This window comes from Hymenobacter swuensis DY53 (genome assembly GCF_000576555.1).
GTDB lineage: Bacteria > Bacteroidota > Bacteroidia > Cytophagales > Hymenobacteraceae > Hymenobacter > Hymenobacter swuensis.
This window is the reverse complement of sequence record NZ_CP007145.1, coordinates 2,405,193-2,417,169: the sequence shown is the minus strand read 5'-3', so window position 1 is coordinate 2,417,169 and position 11,977 is coordinate 2,405,193. Positions and strand designations below refer to the sequence as shown.

Sequence of the window (11,977 nt, the reverse complement as noted above, 5' to 3'; positions counted from 1 at the left end):
AGGATAATACGGAGGCCGCCGACACGTATTCAACAAAAAACCCCAACCAAAGGCCAGGGTTTTCTGCTGCGGGGTAGAACTACTTACCCCAGGTACGGCTTCAGGGCCTTGCTGCGCGAGGTGTGGCGCAGACGGCGGATGGCCTTCTCTTTGATCTGGCGCACCCGTTCGCGGGTCAGGTTGAACTTCTCCCCGATTTCTTCCAGCGTGAGCGAGTGTTCCCCGTTCAGGCCGAAGTAAAGCGTGATGACGTCGGCTTCGCGCTTGGTGAGCGTGCTCAAGGCGCGCTGCACTTCCTTGCGGAGCGAGTCGTTCATCAGGCCAGTGTCGGGCGATTCTTCGTCCTCGTTTTCGAGCACGTCGAGCAGGCGGTTTTCTTCGCCCTGCACAAACGGCGCATCCACCGATACGTGGCGGCCCGAAATCTTGAGCGTGTCCACCACTTCCGAGGTAGTCAGCTCCAGTACTTCGGCAATTTCCTCGGGCGAGGGCTCGCGCTCAAACTTCTGCTCCAGCTCCGAGAACGACTTGCTGATTTTGTTCAGCGAGCCAACCCGGTTCAGGGGCAGACGCACGATGCGGCTCTGCTCGGCCAAGGCCTGCAGAATCGACTGGCGAATCCACCATACGGCGTAGGAAATGAATTTGAAGCCCCGAGTTTCGTCGAAGCGCTTGGCTGCTTTGATCAGGCCGAGGTTGCCCTCGTTGATCAAATCGCCCAGGCTTAGGCCCTGGTTCTGGTACTGCTTGGCCACCGACACCACGAAGCGTAGGTTAGCCTTGGTGAGTTTTTCCAGCGCTTGCTGGTCACCTTCTTTGATGCGTTGCGCCAGCGTTACCTCCTCGTCGGGGGTTAACAGATCCACCTTGCCAATCTCCTGGAGGTATTTATCCAGCGACTGGCTTTCGCGGTTGGTGATCTGCTTGCTGATTTTTAGCTGTCTCATTGCGGGCGCGAGAGAGTTGAGTTGTTGATGCTAGTAAGGTCGTGTTGGTCCGGTATACGAGGGATACCCAAACGCGGGTACCGGGTCAGTTGAAAGCAACACCCCGGTACCCGCGAAAGTTCGGTGGGGCGGTTTAGGCCGCACCGTTGGTATCGGCGGCGCGCTCCGGTTTCGGAAGCAGCACCTTGCGCGAGAGGCGGTATTTACCGGTCTTTTTGTCGATGTCGAGCAGTTTTACGTCAATCTCCTGCCCTACTTCCAGCACCCCTTCCAGCGCGGCGAGGCGCTCGTGCGAAACCTCCGAGATGTGCAGCAGCCCATCTTTGCCCGGCATGATTTCCACAAACGCGCCGTACGGCTGAATGCTGCGCACTTTGCCTTTGTAGGTCTCGCCGATTTCCGGCGTGGCGGCAATGGCCCGGATCCGGTCGATGGCGGCCTGCATATCTTCCTGGTTGGAAGCGTAAATGCTTACGTGGCCTTTCTCGTCCTTCTCCTCGATGATAACCGTGGCGTTGGTGTCCTTCTGGATCTGCTGGATGACTTTGCCACCGGGTCCGATAACGGCACCGATGTACTCCTTATCAATCAGCATTTTGTGCGAGCGAGGGGTGTGAGGCTTCAGCTCAGCAGCCGGCGCAGCAATGGTCTTGGCCATCTCGCGCAGGATGTGCAGACGGCCTTCGCGGGCCTGGTGCAGGGCAGCCGTCATGATTTCGGCGCTCAAGCCCTGGATTTTGATGTCCATCTGGCAAGCCACGATACCTTTCTCGGTGCCGGTTACTTTGAAGTCCATGTCGCCGAGGTGGTCCTCATCGCCCAGAATATCGGAAAGCACGGCGTATTCGCCGGTTTCCTTATCCTGCACGAGGCCCATGGCAATACCCGAAACGGCAGCACGCACCGGAATACCAGCGTCCATCAAGGCCATCGAACCAGCGCAAACGGTAGCCATCGAGCTGGAACCGTTCGACTCCAAGATGTCCGACACGATACGCACGGTGTAGGGGTTCTCGTCGTCGGAAGGCATTACCTTCTTCAGTGAGCGTTGGGCTAGGTTGCCGTGGCCGATTTCGCGGCGGCCAGGGCCGCGGTTAGGCTTCACTTCACCGGTCGAGAAGGCTGGAAAGTTGTAGTGCAGCATGAATTTGCTGTAGCCCGAGGTCATGGCCGTGTCGATGATCTGCTCATCGAGCTTGGTGCCGAGGGCTACGGTGGTCAGCGACTGGGTTTCGCCGCGAGTGAACAAAGCCGAGCCGTGGGCACCGGGCAGGTAGTTCACCTCGCTCCAGATAGGGCGGATTTCCGTCAGGGCGCGGCCGTCGAGGCGGGTACGCTCCTTGATCATCATGTCACGGATGGCCTTCTTCTCGGCCGACGAGTAGTAGCGGCCGAACATCTTCATGTCCAGCTCGGGCTGCTCTTCCAGCAGTTTCTCGGTCAGCGACTTCTTAATGGCGCCAAAGCCTTCCTTGCGGCCGGCCTTGCTGGGGTTGCCCGAGTGCGCCACTTTGTAGGCGTGCTCATATACGCCCTCGTGGATGCGCTTCTTCAGATCGTCGTTTTCCTCGTACTTGGGGTACTCGCGCTTCACGTGGGATTTCTCCACTTCGGCGGCCAGCTCCAGCTGCACGCGCACCTGCTCCTTGATAGCTTCGTGGGCGAAGGCAATGGCTTCGACCATTTCCTCTTCGCTCACTTCGTTCATTTCGCCTTCCACCATGGCTACCGAATCAGCCGTGGCCCCTACAATCAGGTCAATGTCGGCGCGAGTAATGTCGGCGGTGAGGGGGTTGATTTGCAGCTTGCCGTCGATGCGGGCCACGCGAACCTCCGAGATGGGGCCAGCGAAGGGAATATCCGAAATCGAGAGGGCAGCCGAGGCAGCCAGGGCGGCCAGGGCGTCGGGCTGCACGGTTTTATCGGCCGAAATCAGGGTAATCATCACCTGCACCTCGTAGTGATAGTCCTTGGGGAACATCGGGCGCAGGATACGGTCTACGATACGGCACACCAGGATTTCGTAATCCGAGAGGCGGCCTTCGCGGCGCTGGAACGAGCCGGGAATGTTGCCGGCACCACCGAATTTCTCTTGGTAATCAACCGACAGGGGCAGGAAATCCACGTCGCCGCGCGAGCTGGGCTGCGACACGACCGTAGCCAGCAGCATGGCGTCGCCGAGGCGCACCACTACGGCGCCGTCGGCAAATTTGGCCAGCTTGCCGGTTTCGATGGAAATCTGCCGCCCGTCGGGCAGCGTAATGTGTTTGGTAACCGCGGTGTAATTGGGCATCTGAGAGGGTGCTTGTGGAAAGCGTGCAGCGGGCGAGCAGCCGTAAAAACGGGACCGGCAGCGGCCCCATTTTGCTCTAAAAAATCATATTCTGAAAATTCAACGACCGAAGCTGGCAAATGGTGCACTTGGTTTCGGACAAAAAAAGAGCAGGGAACCTTCCGGGGTGGAAGGCTCCCTGCTCCAGGCGGTGGGCTTACTTACGAATGCCCAGCTCCTTGATGATGGCGCGGTAGCGGTTGATTTCGCGGTGCTGGAGGTAGTCCAGCATGCGACGACGCTTACCAACAAGCTTCAGCAGACCCAAACGAGTCGAGAAGTCTTTTTTGTTCACTTTCAGGTGCTCGGTGAGGTGTGAGATGCGGTGCGTGAACAATGCAATCTGAGCCTCGGCCGAACCCGTGTCGGTGGCTACTTTTTGCAGGCTGTTTTTCTCGAAAATAGCCTGTTTTGCTTCGGTAGTGAGTTTCATCGGCAGATAGGTTTCCCCGTCCTGGATTTAAAAATGAAAAAAAGAAAGCCACCCCGCATTTCGGGGTGGCCGCAAAGGTAAGCAGTTAATGTGATATATGCGTTGGAATGTATTACCCATTATCAATTTGCACATTTCTCCCCATTTCCTACCACGCTCCTCACACTGCCTTCTTATAGCCTCGCAAAGGCCAGCGTAACCATTGCGGCGCGAACCGGCTCCAGTTAACATCCATAATACCGGAGTCGTGGCGAGCTTGGTAGAGGAAAAACAAGCCAATAGGCAGCAATACTGCCGCCGACATCCACATGCCAATTCCAACAGGCATCACCATTTCCCGACCGTACTTTTCCCCCATGATGGACAGCACGTAGTATACAATGAAAAAGACGATAGAAACCAGAATGGGAATACCAATACCACCTTTCTTAATGATAGCTCCCAGCGGAGCCCCAATCAGGAACATCAGCAAAATGGCCGCCGACTGCGTGTATTTGCGGTAGGTTTCGATGCGGTAATTGGCAGTTTCCTTGTTTAGGTTGATCAGCCGCTCCGCCGAAGTACCTAGGAATGAATGAACATTGCGGGCCCGGTTGGCTGCCTGCTGCGTAATGTTCAGGCTCACTGGCTTCAGTTCAGCGGCGGGCACCTGCCAATTCTCTACGCGCTGTATAGCCATGTGGCCAGTCGTATCAAGGCGCAGATAAGTGTAATACGGGTTGAGCTGCGGAATCAGCAGCCGACGCTCCAGAAACAGGCGGTTGTGCAGCGAATCGGTAAAATGTGCCAGTTGGGAGAGGTCCAGCATCATCTTGTTTGTGTTGAACAACTCCTTTTTGGTACGGTCCAGCCCAAAGGAGGCCAGGGAGAAGGTTATCAGGTTGCGGTCAAAATTCTGCCGGATAAAACTGGCTCCGGAGCGGTTTTCAGCCGAGGGCTGCTCCACGTACGTGCGGCCCCGGAACAGTTCCAGCCCCAGATACTGCCCCCCAAAACGCGTGAACATGCGGCCCGAATCGGCCAGGATGATAGTGCTGCCGCCCCGGCTTTGGGTATGGTCGTAAATCATCACACCCTTCAGCAGGTCGCCGTTTTCCCCCATCTTCTGGTTTACTTTGATGGTAAAGCCCGGAATACCGTTGTAGAACACGCCTTCCCGAATATCTAGGGCCAGTTTCTGCTGCCGCACGTCCCAGAGCAAGCTGAACGCTTCCAGGTTGGCCTTGGGCACCACCACGTTGTTGTACCAGAAAGCTCCGCCCGCCAGCATGGCACTCACCAGCATCACAGGCCGCAGGATGCGCGTGAGGGAGATGCCCGCCGTTTTTATGGCCGTCAGCTCATGATGTTCCCCCAGCGTCCCATACGTCATCAGTGAGGAAAGCAACACAGCCAGTGGTAGCGCAATGGGCACCAGCATCACGGCGAAATAGAATAGCAGCTGGCCGATAACGCCCAGGCCAAGGTCTTTGCCTACCAAGTCGTCCATATACTTGAGCATATACTGCGTCAGGAAGATGAACTCCACCACGGCAAAGGTGAGCAGAAACGGTCCGGCAAAGGCCCGCAGGATCAGTTTATCGAGTTTTTTCATATGCTTCGCCAGCCAGTGAGCAACACCCTAGCGCAAAAAGAAAGGGAGCAAACAGGAAACGAAGATACGCCTCGTTTCGTGCCTGCTCCCTGCCTACCTGAGTAAACAAATGCTACCCTCCTACCTGTTCGCGAAGTTTCAGAATCAGACTATCCCACATTTCCTGCAACTCAATAGTGTCCGTTTCCTCTGAGTAGTCCACTACCCGCAGATACACCTCCTGAGTCAGCTGTGACTCTTCAATCAGAAAGTCCAAGAAGTTGGCATCGGCAGCATGCCGTTTGTTCTCGTCCAGAAAAACAAACCGAGCCGAACGGTTGGTACGATGGGAGGCCATTTCAGCATAGTGCGGCTGATTGTCCCAGATGAAATTGTAGAGGTGCCCACCTTCAATTTTCACGTCCTGACAGAACCAGTGCGAAAGGCCGGAAGCCGAAGCCAAGTACGGGTACAGGATTTTAGGGGAAGCGTTAATGGGATATTCGACCGTAAACCGGTGTTTGAGGCGAGTGGCAGAAAGGGGCATAAGCAGAACAAAGTGAAGAATTTAACGGCCATGCTCATGTAGAAAAAGCGGCCCGGCAGCCAATATACGCGGGTTTTTTTTTGCACAACACTTGCACAACATTAAATCTTGTTGCTACATTTGCACCACCAAACAGGGCGGGGTAGCTCAGTTGGTTAGAGCACAGGATTCATAACCCTGAGGTCACGAGTTCAACTCTCGTCCCCGCTACTTACAAAAACGGCCTTTCCATTGCGGAAAGGCCGTTTTTTTGTGCTTGTTAGTTTTTTTATCACAGTTTTATCACACCTCCATGTACGCCCCCAAGTACGAGCCCCGATTATTTGATGCGGATGGGGACATGTCCAAGCGGTAGTATATCGACTACCGGATCTGGAATACGGACAAGCAGGAGTTCGTCCGCAAGCAATACACGGGGATGAATAAGTACACCACGCTGCGGGAGCGGCAGCGGGTGTGCAAGGAGAAGCTGGCCGAAACCCGGCGGCTGCGGGAGGAAGGCTACACGGCCGGCGAGACGCCCGCCGTATCCATAGGCATCGACCCTAAAAAGGCCACCGTGCGCGAAGCCATCGAATGGGTTGTAGAGCGCAAGAAGGCGGCCGGCGTGGGCCCCGCGTTCTACAACGTGGCCCTGCGCCGCATTCGCGAGTACCCGCCGTTTGCCACCCTGCCGCTCAAATTTCTCTCCCTGGCCCACGTCACCAACTTTCTGGACCAGCAGAGCAAGCGCGGCATCGAGGCCAAAACCTACAACAACTACCGCAACAGCCTCAACGCGTCCTTCAACTACCTGGTCAAGCAGGAAGTCCTGCTGCGCAACCCCTGCGCCCCCACCGAGCTGCGCAAGGTGGAGGCCTCCCCTATTCATGTGCCCTACACGGAGCCGGAGCAGCAGGCCATCACGGCGGAAATCCGCGCGCGCGGCGACGAGCAACTCCTCTTATATATAAGCTTCATTTACTACGGCTTCATCCGCAGTGGCAGTGAGCTGCGCCTGCTGCGCGTGCGGGACCTCAAGCCGCGCACAGTGCTGGTCCCGGCCGCCCGGGCCAAGAACGGCAAGGCCGAGCACGTGGCCATCGTGCACCAACTCGAAGCCCTGATTGAGAAGGCCGGCCTGCGCACCTATCCGCTCGACGCGTACGTGTTCACCAAGGAGCACAAGCCCGGGCCGGTGCCGGTGGGCAAGAACTGGTTTGCCAAGCGCCACCGCAAAGTGCTGACGGCCGTGGGCCTGAACGACGGGGAGCATACCGTGTATGGCTACAAGCACACAGGGGCCATCAACCTGTACCTAGCCACAAGGATATTGAGCTGGTGCGCCGCCACTGTCGGCACGCCCACGCCGGCATCACGGCGACTTACCTGCGCCGGCTGGGCATGTTCGATGACGATGAGCAGCTGGCCAAGATGCCGGACTTTTAGGCTGACCTACAGACAATATACAGGCTCATTCCTTACACGACCACAAAAAAGGGCCTCAGCTACTCGCTGAGGCCCTTTTTCTTTTCCGGGGGACAGTTTTGGGGCAGTATTATACCAAAACACTACTTCGCCGGCCTGGATCTGGATGCTGTACCATGGCACGCTTATCTCCTACTCGGTAGGTAAAGTGATACCAGCGGCCGTGCACCCTGCGCCACCTGGTGTAAAAACGAGGCGACGGAGCTGCGACCTGCTTAGTTGACGTGGCCACCTGACTCACGCGGAGCTGCTCCTTGGCAGGAGCAGCTCCGCGTGAGTCCTGCACCGGTGCACACCGGTGCTCACGGAAGAAGTACTTGACCGGCGCAGGCGGCAGAGTGGGCGGGGCCGGCCTGCTGCACGCGGTGGCCAGTAACAGGGCGAAGCTGCCGAAGAGCAGCACAATGTAACTTCTTATTGAGGGTTGGGTTTGGTTGATTGAGGCCCAAAACTGCCATCCCCTGCCACGGTCAAAAAGGACACAAAAAAGCCCCGCTACTCAGCGAGGCTTTCTTCTTTCACCAGGTACTTGTGCAAAGTACCTGGCGGCACACCAGTAGCCGCGCTGATCTTCCGGACGCTGAGGCCTTCGCGCTGCAGCTGCTGGATCTGTGCTACCAGCTCCGGCAACAGGCCCCGGCGGCCGTGCACATATACCTCCCCTTTCTCCGCAGCCTTCTGCTTCTTTCGGGCCAGGCCCGCACTCACGTTCTCGCTCAGGCGCTGCGAGTAGTAGCCGGCGGCCCAGGATATCATGGCCTTCATCAAATCCTTCATCGGGCCGGTCGTATTGAGCAGCGGCTCCGAGTAGCTCCAGAAGCTGACGCCGCACTGCTCCAGCAAGGAGGTGTGCTCAAACACCTTCTCGATACCTTCGCGGCTGAAGCGGCTCAGGTCCCACACGCGCACCAGGTCGAACTTGCGCTTCTGGGCATCGCGCATCATTTCCTGGAAAGCCCGGCGCGTGCTCTTGCGGCCGGACTCCTCATCAACGTACTCCTTATAAACGACATCACCGGCCTGCTCAGCATGACGGCGCAGCACGAGCAGCTGGTTCTCCGGGTCCTGGTCCTTATCAGCTGTGGAGACACGAGCATATAGGGCTACTCTCATTGCCTAAATGTAGTGTTCGAATTACTTAGTCAAAAACGCCCCCGAAAATCCGCGTTTTCGGGGGCGTTGGCAGGGGGTGAAAAAGTGTTCTAATCCGAACACCAATCCTATGCAACATCTTAGGTAGCTACTTTGTGCGCCACGGCTGCGGTGGCGTCCGCAGGATTTATCCATCCCGCAATTTCTAGAATGTCGCCATTATCGGTTACCAGAGCATTGAGCTTGCTTATCTTCTGATAGAGTCGAACGAAGTAGTAGCGGCCCGTGGTCGAATCATACTTACCTATGCCCTCACCCACTTGTCTGTAAGTTACCGTTGGCTTGTGAGGTGTGGAAAGCACCGTCATTTTTTCCAGCGTATGGGCTTGAGGATTAACCGTTATCCGGATGTGCACCGAGCCGTCAGCGTCATCTAGGACGGGTAATGTTGCCGCATACGCTGTGTCCTCGCTCAAGATGTCTTCCGCTTGGACAGGCTGTTGAGTGGAGTCAGGTCCGGGTTTCCTGCTGATTGCAACGCCTGTAGAATCATCGCTACGCGCTGGTGCTGCGACTGGGGCAGTATTAGAGGCAGACTCGGCGGAGGGAGCGGCGCAGTTACCCAAACCTAGTGAGCTAAGCAGTAGTGGCCAAGCAAATAAAGCACGCATAAAAAACAAAAAAAAAGAACGTTAACGTATTTAAACGGTAGAAGAGAGACAGTGTGCAAATTTAGCCCCGACAAAATACTATCCTATTCATATCAAAATTAAATATTCGAACCCGCACTGACTCTGAGAATAGCTATGCATATTAATGCACCTTACCGCAGCCACGCCTTCCAGTTCTCGGTGGCCTATTTATTCGTTTCCAAGAATCAAGGGAGTATGAATGGCTGTCCGGCAAACGCTCGGTTTCTGGACACGAATGACTGTCCAGAAAAGGGTATCAGAAACGCCCCCGAAAAACCGCGTTTTCGGGGGCGTTTTCAATGCTGGTCAGACTGTGCATAAACCGTCCCTTGTATGGACAGGGCCATTTGCTAAAGATTCTATAGCATTTGTATTTTTGAGTCTATGAAAATATCTCTCTATCTATTCTTTACTCTCTTAATCTTGGTCCTGCTTTGGTTATACAGAGTCATCCTACGACAACGAAAAACTAGAGCCAGGCAACAGCAGGACTTTTCAGAGGTATTTACCATTGCGGCCATCATCACACCCAGCTTAGCCATCAGCATGCGCTATGATTGGTCCGCATTTGAGGTCACGTTTCAGACCGAAGCGGACAGGCTCTATGCCAAGCAACATAAGCTCTGTGATGAATTTGATTCACGGATAGCGGCCTACTACACACCAGCCTTTGATCCGAAAATGGCCATCAGCTATCGCGTTGAGGGTGTAAGTGACTACATAGGTTGAGGGTGTAAGTGACTACATAGTAGGAGAGAGTTACATCCTACGCGGATTAATAAGTTGATCGAAATAGGATCTTTTCCGACCACTTTTACCACCCACGCAAAAGCCCCCGAAAACGCGGTTTTTCGGGGGCTTCTTTCACTACATAATTCGAACACCCATTTTACCGGATTTCGGCCGCCTTCCGGGTGGCGTCCCGTTCTTCAAACGTTTGCTCCAGTCCGTACACGTCGAGCACCACGTTCAGGTCGCGGGCCCACTGCTCCACGTCGACCAGGCGCAAGTCCAGGCGGCCGAGCACGGCCAGCAGCAGCAGCTGCACTTCCGTCTCCGGAGCGGCCCCGGTACCGGCGGCCGGCACAGTCACGTTGCCGCTGGTGGCGCCACCTTCGATGTACCCACGCAGGCGCTTCTGCTCCAGGAACTGCTCGATCTGCACCACCTTCAGATCAGCCCGCATCCACTCGGGAATCACGTACTCATTCTCGTGCACCACCCCGGCCACGGCAAAGCCCTCGGCATCGAGCAGCTTGCCACTGGTCCCGATGCGCAGGCCGGCCAGCCCGGCACCCTCCCCCACGGGCGCGCTGCCGGTGGGCCCGCCCTGACGGAAGCCGATGCCCAGCACCTTGGCCACCGCCGCCCCGGCCGTGGCGGAGGCCAGGATATTAGCTCCGACCGTATAAGCCGTGCCCAGCGGAATCGATACCGGGGGCGCCATGGCGGCAATTTTCGCCCCGGCTTCGGCATTAGAGGCAAACTGCTTGACTACGCCCATCCCGATTTCGGCAATGGTCAGGGCCTTCTGCGCCGCCATGGCCGCTTTGTAGACCAGCGTTTTCTTACCCAATAGCTCAGTCAGGGCCGTGAATTCCTCGGAGCCCAGCAGCTTGTGGGCCGCCGTGATGCCCTTCTCCATCTTGTAGAGCCCCTCATCCATGCCTTTGCGCGAGGCAATGAAATCAGCCTGGTTGCGCAGCTTCTCCGCCTGCAGGGCCTTGTACTCGGCCGACTCCTCCCCGTTCTTCAGCTTGACCAGCGCCAGTTCCCGCTCCAGGGCGGCCTGCTTGACGGCATACACCGCATCCTGGAAGGCCCACTCGTTGAGCACGCCGTTGGTCAGCTGCAGGTCCAGTTCAGCCAGGGCCTGCTCCTGCTCGGCCTGGCCCTGGGCAATCTTCTGGTCCAGTTGCTCCTGCTTGCGCTTCGCTGACTCCTCATCGAAGCCGGCCTGCAGCTCGCGCAGGCTCAGGTCCCGCTCCTGCATGATAGCCTCCACCCGCTGGGAGTAGTCGTTCTCCAGCCCGGTGAGCTTGTCGACCTGCGCGGCGGCGGCATCGAAAAGTTTTTGCCGCTGCTGGTCGCGGCGCCGTAGCTCGTCGTTGTAGCCGGCCAGCTCGCGCTGGGCCCGCAGCGCGTCCCGGTCACTGAGTACCACGAGTTCGTCCTGCACCAGCTTTTTGAGGCCATTCAGGTGCTCCTGATCCGCTTTGTCACGAGCGGCTTTGGCTTCCTTGCGGGCCTTTTCGCGGGCTGCCTGGGCCTCTTTCGCTGCTTTATCCCGCTCAGCCTGAGTAGTTCCATCCCCGCCGGCCCCGGGCTTGTTGCCGTCTGGCTCCTCCCCGCCGGCGGCCGTGGTGGCCGTGGCCTCCGCCGGCCGGCTGGCCCGAGCCGCGTCGAAGGCCTTGAGGTAGGCGCGGCCGGCGGCCCCGCCGATGCTGGCCAGCTCCTCGCCGGCGGCGCTGAAGTCGCCGCGCAGCACGGCGCGCCAGGCCTTGCCCACCTGCCCGAAGCTTGCCTGCGCGGCGGCGCTAAAGCCTTCGAAAAACGCCGGCGAGTCGCGCAGCATATCGAAGAGCATGCGGAGTGGGGTTAGCATGACCAGGATGACCGCCTTGGCCGGCTCCGACTGCCGGACCCACTCCGCCAGGCCCTTTACTAGCAGGCTAAAACCCTCGTACGCCAGTCGTGTGGGCGCAAACAGCAGCCGCAGCACCGTGCCCAGGCCGTCGACCAAGGAAGTTTTTGCGCTGGTTATGCTGCTGGGCGTGGGTTTCTTCCTCTTCCGGCAGCAGCTCACGCGGCGCTCGGCTCCTGCTGAAGCGGATATGGCAGCAAGTGAGCATACCCCGTCGAACTGATATGCCCGTCACCATTCCTGCCTCATT

General features: G+C 57.4%; 10 protein-coding genes and 1 tRNA gene. 3 read left to right on the top strand and 8 right to left on the bottom strand.

Annotated elements, in window-relative coordinates; genetic code table 11:
• Nucleotides 1-83: 83 nt before the first annotated feature.
• The 5 genes from HSW_RS11665 to HSW_RS11645 all read right to left on the bottom strand — a co-directional run bounded on the left by HSW_RS11665 (nt 84) and on the right by HSW_RS11645 (nt 5,832).
• Nucleotides 84-947 carry a sigma-70 family RNA polymerase sigma factor gene (locus tag HSW_RS11665; RefSeq protein ID WP_022823752.1) on the bottom strand — a complete coding sequence of 288 codons (864 nt, stop codon included), beginning with the start codon at nt 945-947 and terminating at the stop codon, nt 84-86.
• 133 nt (nt 948-1,080) lie between these two features.
• Nucleotides 1,081-3,240, bottom strand: a complete 2,160-nt coding sequence (gene pnp / locus HSW_RS11660; protein ID WP_044002074.1) for a polyribonucleotide nucleotidyltransferase — start codon at nt 3,238-3,240, stop codon at nt 1,081-1,083.
• Between the two features lie 196 nt (nt 3,241-3,436).
• A complete protein-coding gene (gene rpsO, locus HSW_RS11655) occupies nt 3,437-3,712 on the bottom strand; it encodes a 30S ribosomal protein S15 (RefSeq protein WP_044002073.1) in 276 nt (91 codons plus the stop codon).
• Nucleotides 3,713-3,872: 160 nt separating this feature from the next.
• Nucleotides 3,873-5,306, bottom strand: a complete 1,434-nt coding sequence (locus tag HSW_RS11650; protein ID WP_044002072.1) for an LptF/LptG family permease — start codon at nt 5,304-5,306, stop codon at nt 3,873-3,875.
• Between the two features lie 112 nt (nt 5,307-5,418).
• Complete coding sequence (locus tag HSW_RS11645) at nt 5,419-5,832, bottom strand: START-like domain-containing protein (protein WP_044002071.1); 414 nt, start codon at nt 5,830-5,832, stop codon at nt 5,419-5,421.
• A gap of 136 nt (nt 5,833-5,968) precedes the next feature.
• On the opposite strand from HSW_RS11645, the gene HSW_RS11640 reads away from it, so the two are divergent.
• Both HSW_RS11640 and HSW_RS11635 read left to right on the top strand, forming a co-directional pair.
• A tRNA-Met gene (locus HSW_RS11640) sits at nt 5,969-6,042 on the top strand.
• Nucleotides 6,043-6,250: 208 nt separating this feature from the next.
• Nucleotides 6,251-7,330, top strand: a complete 1,080-nt coding sequence (locus tag HSW_RS11635; RefSeq protein WP_044002070.1) for a site-specific integrase — start codon at nt 6,251-6,253, stop codon at nt 7,328-7,330.
• Nucleotides 7,331-7,794: 464 nt separating this feature from the next.
• Here the strand turns inward: HSW_RS11635 and HSW_RS11630 are convergent, their stop codons facing one another.
• Both HSW_RS11630 and HSW_RS24550 read right to left on the bottom strand, forming a co-directional pair.
• Nucleotides 7,795-8,412 (bottom strand): recombinase family protein, encoded by a 618-nt coding sequence (locus tag HSW_RS11630; protein WP_044002069.1) that lies wholly within the window; start codon nt 8,410-8,412, stop codon nt 7,795-7,797.
• A 119-nt stretch (nt 8,413-8,531) separates the two neighbouring features.
• The gene (locus HSW_RS24550; protein WP_197031991.1) at nt 8,532-9,062 is read right to left on the bottom strand and encodes a hypothetical protein; all 531 of its coding nucleotides are present in this window, start codon (nt 9,060-9,062) and stop codon (nt 8,532-8,534) included.
• Between the two features lie 405 nt (nt 9,063-9,467).
• Between HSW_RS24550 and HSW_RS11620 the strand changes: the two genes are divergently transcribed.
• Entirely contained in the window at nt 9,468-9,812 is a 345-nt protein-coding gene (locus HSW_RS11620; RefSeq protein ID WP_044002067.1) for a hypothetical protein, read from the top strand.
• A 160-nt stretch (nt 9,813-9,972) separates the two neighbouring features.
• Here the strand turns inward: HSW_RS11620 and HSW_RS11615 are convergent, their stop codons facing one another.
• Nucleotides 9,973-11,826 (bottom strand): hypothetical protein, encoded by a 1,854-nt coding sequence (locus HSW_RS11615; protein ID WP_044002066.1) that lies wholly within the window; start codon nt 11,824-11,826, stop codon nt 9,973-9,975.
• Between the last annotated feature and the right edge of the window lie 151 nt (nt 11,827-11,977).

What these genes read in the sequence shown, in the direction of transcription:
- HSW_RS11620 (WP_044002067.1), top strand. Translation starts at nt 9,468, where the DNA reads ATGAAAATATCTCTCTATCTATTCTTTACTCTCTTAATCTTGGTCCTG.
- HSW_RS11635 (WP_044002070.1), top strand. Translation starts at nt 6,251, where the DNA reads ATGAATAAGTACACCACGCTGCGGGAGCGGCAGCGGGTGTGCAAGGAG.
- HSW_RS24550 (WP_197031991.1), bottom strand. Translation starts at nt 9,062, where the DNA reads ATGCGTGCTTTATTTGCTTGGCCACTACTGCTTAGCTCACTAGGTTTG.
- rpsO (WP_044002073.1), bottom strand. Translation starts at nt 3,712, where the DNA reads ATGAAACTCACTACCGAAGCAAAACAGGCTATTTTCGAGAAAAACAGC.
- HSW_RS11630 (WP_044002069.1), bottom strand. Translation starts at nt 8,412, where the DNA reads ATGAGAGTAGCCCTATATGCTCGTGTCTCCACAGCTGATAAGGACCAG.
- pnp (WP_044002074.1), bottom strand. Translation starts at nt 3,240, where the DNA reads ATGCCCAATTACACCGCGGTTACCAAACACATTACGCTGCCCGACGGG.
- HSW_RS11645 (WP_044002071.1), bottom strand. Translation starts at nt 5,832, where the DNA reads ATGCCCCTTTCTGCCACTCGCCTCAAACACCGGTTTACGGTCGAATAT.
- HSW_RS11665 (WP_022823752.1), bottom strand. Translation starts at nt 947, where the DNA reads ATGAGACAGCTAAAAATCAGCAAGCAGATCACCAACCGCGAAAGCCAG.
- HSW_RS11650 (WP_044002072.1), bottom strand. Translation starts at nt 5,306, where the DNA reads ATGAAAAAACTCGATAAACTGATCCTGCGGGCCTTTGCCGGACCGTTT.